At 64.9% G+C, this 5501-nt stretch carries 3 protein-coding genes and 2 pseudogenes; all 5 read right to left on the bottom strand.

Annotated features, from left to right (window positions below; all coding sequences use genetic code 11):
• Positions 1-358: 358 nt before the first annotated feature.
• The gene (locus D7X32_RS45205; RefSeq protein WP_147450495.1) at positions 359-991 is read right to left on the bottom strand and encodes a hypothetical protein; all 633 of its coding nucleotides are present in this window, start codon (positions 989-991) and stop codon (positions 359-361) included.
• Between the two features lie 293 nt (positions 992-1284).
• Positions 1285-1452, bottom strand: a pseudogene (locus D7X32_RS42990) (transposase); the annotation flags it as partial.
• Positions 1453-1650: 198 nt separating this feature from the next.
• Positions 1651-2985 carry a hypothetical protein gene (locus tag D7X32_RS42985; protein WP_120608276.1) on the bottom strand — a complete coding sequence of 445 codons (1335 nt, stop codon included), beginning with the start codon at positions 2983-2985 and terminating at the stop codon, positions 1651-1653.
• Positions 2982-5180: a hypothetical protein gene (locus D7X32_RS42980; protein WP_120608275.1), complete on the bottom strand. Its 2199-nt coding sequence runs from the start codon at positions 5178-5180 to the stop codon at positions 2982-2984. Before D7X32_RS42980 ends, D7X32_RS42985 begins: the two co-directional genes overlap by 4 nt.
• Positions 5170-5501, bottom strand: a pseudogene (locus D7X32_RS42975) (hypothetical protein); the annotation flags it as partial. The gene D7X32_RS42980 and the pseudogene D7X32_RS42975, both read right to left, overlap by 11 nt.

Below are 5501 nucleotides of genomic sequence, written 5' to 3'. Positions count from 1 at the left end.
CGCACGAACCCATGCCGCTCTCATTCAGGCCATGCGCGAGGCACTCTCGACCGTGCTGCCGCAGGACGCAGCCGCTTGGTTCTCTTTCTGCGACTACCCACCTCAACCGCCGTGATCACCGCTGTAGGTTCAGCGGTCCTCAGCGTCAAGGTGGGGCACGACGTAGATGAACCCAGACTCGGAGGACAAGGTCGAAGGGTCGAGATTGGAGAGCTTGTCGAGATCCGAGGAAAAGAGAAGGCCATGCCTTACTGGTGGCGCGGGCATGGGGAGCAGCGCGTCCGGGGCTCTTGGGCACGGGCCCCGTCATCAAGCCGGTGCCCGTGACTACAAAGGGTGAGCCGCACGGCATGAGAGTTCACGTTGCGCCAACTCGCAACCTCACCCATTCGGGGTAACTCGCTGAACAGGCCTTGCCGAGGGCGATTTGCGGACAGGAGGCAAATGCTTCGCGGCATGCCCCCTGAAGAATCTCGAGCAGAGTTGCTTCAGGACCAAATGCCTCAAGCCCCAGCGTCCACCCCTCAATGGGGGCAGCCTGCTCACTACTTCGACAATGGAGCCGAGTAAGTTCGACCCCGCAGCCTGCAACAGGCCTCGCGGTGTTCAGAACCTCACGCGTAGTACCGTCTTCGAAGGCGAACTTGCGAAGGCGCCTCTCCTTCTCGACGGCAAGCCAAATCCCGTCTCGCATCAGAAGGGAGTCTTCAAGTGTTAGAGAGAGCTTTCTCCAGCGCTCAAGATTTCCGACGACTCCATTAGACAGGTGTACTGCGCCGAGCGAGCCCAACAGGTACTTGGTCTCCACCTTGACCGGCTGCCCTTCGACGACCCGGGCCTTGAACCCTATGTCACCACGGTCCGTTGCAAGGTAGTAGTCAACGCGTCTCCCCTCCGTCGAGATCGAACCAAACCAGTCCCGCGTCACAGAAGCAGCAGGATGGTTGCTATCAAAGAACCAGCGAACCTCCAAGCTATTGAGAATTTCCAAATTAGCCTCACGCGAAAGTCGACGCCGGCCTACACTCGAAACCTAAGCACGAGAGTTGCGAACGCGCCAACAACAACCTCCTAATTCCGCTCTCACGATGTCGACTTAGTGCGTCGCACTTGCCAATAGCCGGCACCTCTTGACTGCCGCGAAACCGGCGGTCGCGAACGAGTTGCGGGCGCCAGTGCGCCAGCTGCCTCGCCGGGGGAAGGAAGGCTCGTACCTCCGGTCAAGTCCCGAATCTTGTGTAGTTGGTCCGGAGGGGTTCGGAGGAGGAAGGCTCCTCGGCGGCGTCAAGCAGCGGCAATGTCTGGGGTTGAGTTGAGCAGGGACATGTCGAGGTAGCGGCAGTCGTCCCAGACGCCGGTGACTTCGAGGGCGACGGCGGTGATGAGGCGCAAGGCGCTGGCGCGGTCCGGGAAGGCGCCGACACCGCGGATGCGGCGCTTCACCTCGATGTGGAAACCTGCGGAGTGCCAAACCAACTCCACTTGGCACCTCAGCCTCTCGCATACCTTGTCCCGAACGAGTTCCATTGGTGGGAGACCCGCGAGGGAGACGTAGTCGATGAATATGCCCATTTACTGACTCCAACTATCCGCGCCCAGACATCAGAAATAGAATGCGAAGCCAGCCACTCTCTCCGTTCCCCTCGCCCATCAGTGCCGGTACCGCTCCGCCTCCTTGAAGAACTGGGTGAGCGAGTACTCCAACAGCGACTCGCGCGACTGCATGTACCGGCGCGCACGGAGGAAGGGCAGCCATACGCGTTTGCCAACACGCACCTGGGACTCCTCCTTCTTCGCCCGCAGCACCCACGTCCCACCCAACCGCCGCACCAGCACGTCCCCGAGGTAGCCCCCCAGCGCCGGAGCTGTGTGACTGTCGATGAGTTCGCGCGTGTACCGCTCCGGGAAGTTCTCCCGCCAGAAGTAGAAGTCCAGGTCCGTGAGGGACTCGGCCGTCTCGTCCATGATGGAGGGCACCTTGGTGTGCAGTGCTGCCACGAGACTTTCGGACAAGTCTCCGTAGGATTCGAGGACACGCTCCGGATTCTCCACGTCCGGAGGAAGGGCGGCTGGGAGCCACTCCTCCGGCTCGGGCGGCCGGAAGGCGTTAAGCTCGGCAATCCTCCGTTGCCGCTCGCTGATGGGAGCCCTTTCCACCACCCGCGAAAGTAGAGGTGCCAAGTCCGGATGAAAGCTGGGCTCCACTGGAGCCAGTGCCGCACTGCGCTCGCGCAGCGTGCGAAGCACCGTGTCGAAGTCGAGGTCAGGCCGCAGGTGGACGTGGGCACGGGCCTGGGCCACGCGCGCTTCGTCGCTTGAGAAACCTGCCGCGATGGGCCACGTCACCAGAAGAATGGAACCGCTGGGGAGTTCTTCAACTCGGTGTGCAGGAGTCGAAAGCATTCGCTCGCGACCTACGGTCTCCACCAACTTCGGGCCGAAGACGTTCAGCCAGCACACCTCATAGATCTTATCGAATCCGTCTCTTCGCGAAGTTCTCTCATCGCGGCCGAAGTCGGGAGCGCCAGACATCTGGTCATCGGCCAAGCTATTAGCCATGGCATAGGTGATTGGATACCGGCCGGCCCAGGTACGGACCATATCCACGAATTCGCGACAGCTTTCCGTGTCCGTGAAGAATGACATCGGCTGAACCGCAATCCAAATGTGCAGCCTCTGCGGGAGAGGCGGGAACCAAAGCCGAAGCGTAATATCCAGCGCAGGCGCCTTCGTTCGATAGAGACCGATGGTCGTACTGCTTTCGTCGCGCTCTTCCTCCAGAGCCTTCCAGACGGCGGCGCGGGAGTACTTTCGTCGCCGTTTACCCTCGACAACGTCCGGCATCCACTCCCCAGCATGCACCTCGAGTGCATGGAAGAGTGGCTCCAATTCCGCCTGTAGGTCAGCATGGGGATTGAAGGTGCCTTCGAATGAAAGCCTAAGCCGGTCCGCCGCGCCCAACTCTTGAAATTCAAGCACCTTCATTGAAGCGACACCTCCACTCCATTGATCCTATTCTCAACGTGCTCTGCCGCCGTTCTCCATATCCCCAAATCGACAGGCTTCATGTCGCCCCCCTCGTATATGAGACTGACCCTCTGGATCTGTGTTTCCATCTCCATCCCGGGGCGGCGAATGTTCAGTGTCTCTCCGTAATACCGCAGGGCGTCGCGAGCGTCCGCAGTCATCTGCGCGGTCAACTCCTTTGGTTTCATCTGCGCGAGGTCCCTACTCTTGAAGCTGAACGTCTCCACACGGGGCTGAGGGCCCGCAGAGGGGCCCTCCTCGATGACGAGCACGTCCGCGAAGCGTAGGTCCGCCTTCGCAACCCCTACGTGCGTCGCGATGCGGGGCCGGTCGAAGTCCTTGAGCCAGCGCCGCTTCGCCCGCGGCAAGGCCGCGTCCGCCTCCAGAAGAGCGACCATCTTCTTTTCGAAGGTCAAGCCCCGGGCGTACCTGTCACGAAGAAGTTGATAGCCGGCCCACTTCAGAGGCCCCTTCTCCGCAATTCCCTGCTGGAGTTCCGCAGCCCTCGTCTCCAGGTACGCCACGTAGTCGGCCCAGAGTGGCTCCGCGGTGACTTCGGCTGGAGCAGCCCTCCGCAGAGCCTCGCGGTGCTTCGTCAGCTCCGCCACCTCCATCGACAGGCGCTCTCCCGGGAACTCCGCCTCCAACTGCTTGAACTTCGCCTCCGCCACCTCGGCAGAGAGCCCAGCCGCCTCGGGTGGCATGGAGTGCCGAGTACCGCCCTTTCTCCCGGAGCCCGCTCCGGTGGACGCGGCATTCGGGGGCTCTCGGTACCGTACGGCCAATGTGGCCTGTGCTTGGACAACGTTGCCTCGTGCCTCGTAGAGAGCCAGCGCGCCGGCTTCGCCCCACTCCGCCACCAGAATGGCTGCGTCCCGGTCCTGCTGGAGGTAGCGGGCCAACTCTCCCACGACGCTCTCCCCGACTCGCGCCTCCAACCTCTCCAGCACAGCCTTCAGCGACTCCACGCGGGACACCACCGCCTGGAGGCGAGCGCGCTCCAGCCGTGAGACGCCAGCTTCACGAAGCGCGCGCGCCCCCTTCCCTCCCGCGTACAGGCCCACCATGAGGGCCGCGGGCGCCAACTGCCGCGTGGCCTCCTCGTACTCCCCCTTGGCGAGAGAGGCCCCGCCCTGCGCCGTCCCCGCCACCAAGTGGTAGAAGCCCAGCGGCACCCCGAAGGTGAGGTGGTCGAAGGACGCCAGGGCCACGTTGCTGGGCGCGAAGGCCCCCAGGAATTGGGCGTTCTCCACCTCCTGGTATGCATCCTGGTAGAGCGGTGGGAGCTGCGCGGGCAGGTAGGACGCCTCCACGCCCCGGAGCCCACCGACGACTGGAATGGAGGCCCTGACGTCATCCGCGGCCCGCTCCAGCCCCCGCGCGATGTCGCCAGCACGGAAGTCCCGCTCCGGGAAGTCGGTGAGGGCCATGCCCCGCTGCTTCAGCTCCTCGCGCACCACCTCCATGGCCCCCAGGGCGCGCCTCAGCAGCTTGTCCTCGGCCAACAGGCGCAAGAACTGTCGCACCTCATCGTCGTGAGAGGTGTGCAGGACGAAGAGGGCGAGGACTTCCGCCTTGGCCAGGCCGTGCTTCTCGACGGCGGTGGCGAGGAAGGCCGCGCGTTTCTGGAGGAGGACACGGGCGCCCTGGGTCTCCAAGGGGCCCAGGGCGCCCAGCCGGACGGCGTTCCAGTCCGAGAGGGCCTCTACCAGCCGGGGCATGTCCGCCTGGCGCTGCAAGGCCAGGAAGGCTGCGGGCGTGGTGCACGCCAGGAAGGGCGCCAGCACCTCGTCCTCCGAGTCCAGGCGCGGCCACCCCGAGGGGACGTCCCCGCACACACCTGCCAGGGCCCCCACCACTCGCAGGGGTGCCGTCTCGCCTCCGCCGGGATTCGGGGGAGACGGCGTGGCCCGGCGGCGGTGCAGAAGCGGTCCGGCTGCGGACTGCTCGTCGTCGAAGTCCTCGTGGGCGTCGTCCTCGGGGAGACTCGCGACGGCAGCGCGCCCCAAGGCCGTCATGGGTGTCGAGGCCGAGACGACAGCCAGGGTGCCCCCAGGGCCCGCCCGAGAGGGCAGCGAGGCACACCCCGATGTGAGGAGTGCCAGGGCCAGCACCAGGCCGGCTCCGCCGCGCAGCAGTCGCTCAGCGCGCATTGTCCACCCCCAGCCCCACGGCCGCGAAGGCCCCCGGCCGCAGCGTCCCCTCCGGCATGGGAAACAACAGCGTGCCACCCTGCCCCAATGCGTAGAGGTTGCCTCCCAGGAAGCGCCACCGGGCCTCCCCCGAGACGACGTAGCGCGCTCCCGACTGGCCCATGGCCGTCGCCAGCCCGCCGACGCCCAGGCTGAAGTCCCGGTGGAGGAGTTGCGCCTCCACCCGCCCGTCCACGTCCACCCGGCCCCAGGAGAAGGCCTCCACTCCCAGGGAGAGGAAGAGGTGCCGCTGGCGCATGCCACTCAGCCGCACCGCGTCCC

Origin of the sequence: Corallococcus carmarthensis, assembly GCF_003611695.1 — a bacterium.
In the GTDB taxonomy this organism is placed as follows: Bacteria; Myxococcota; Myxococcia; order Myxococcales; family Myxococcaceae; genus Corallococcus; species Corallococcus carmarthensis.
The sequence above is the reverse complement of the archived record's forward strand: the minus strand, read 5'-3'. Positions and strand labels throughout refer to the sequence as shown.